The sequence below is a fragment of the Candidatus Binatota bacterium genome, assembly GCA_012960245.1.
In the GTDB taxonomy this organism is placed as follows: domain Bacteria; phylum Desulfobacterota; class Binatia; order UBA1149; family UBA1149; genus UBA1149.
Window position 1 is genome coordinate 57,679 of sequence record DUBO01000051.1, and the last position, 504, is coordinate 58,182.

2 pseudogenes (both cut by a window edge) are annotated in these 504 nt (G+C 63.7%); both read left to right on the forward strand.

Going from position 1 to position 504, the window contains the following annotated elements:
- Positions 1–51 (forward strand): annotated as a pseudogene (locus EYQ35_09865) (hypothetical protein) (it extends 6,234 nt beyond the left edge of the window).
- Positions 26–504 (forward strand): annotated as a pseudogene (locus EYQ35_09870) (hypothetical protein) (it continues 1,711 nt past the right edge of the window). Before EYQ35_09865 ends, EYQ35_09870 begins: the two co-directional pseudogenes overlap by 26 nt.

Sequence of the window (504 nt, forward strand, 5' to 3'; positions counted from 1 at the left end):
CGCCGATCCCAGCGCGGACGACGGCGTGGCCTGCACCGACGACAGCTGTGACGAGATCAACGATGTCATCGTCAACGCCGTCAACGACTCAAACTGCGACGACGGCCAGTTCTGCACGGGCGTAGAGACCTGCGATGCCACCGCCGACTGCCAGGACAACGCCGACCCCAACGCGGACGACGGCGTGGCCTGCACCGATGACAGCTGTGACGAAGTCAACGACGTCATCGTCAACGCCGTCAACGATTCTAACTGCGACGACAGCCTGTTCTGCACCGGCGTGGAGACCTGCCACGCGGCAATGGGCTGCATGGATAACGCTGATCCCAACGCCGACGACGGCGTGGGTTGCACCGACGACAGCTGCGACGAGCTCGCTGATGTAATAGTCAACGCCGTCAACGACTCGAACTGCGGCGACGGGCTATACTGCACGGGCGTAGAGACCTGCCACGCGACCATGGACTGCCAGGACAATGCCGATCCCAGCGCGGACGACGGCGT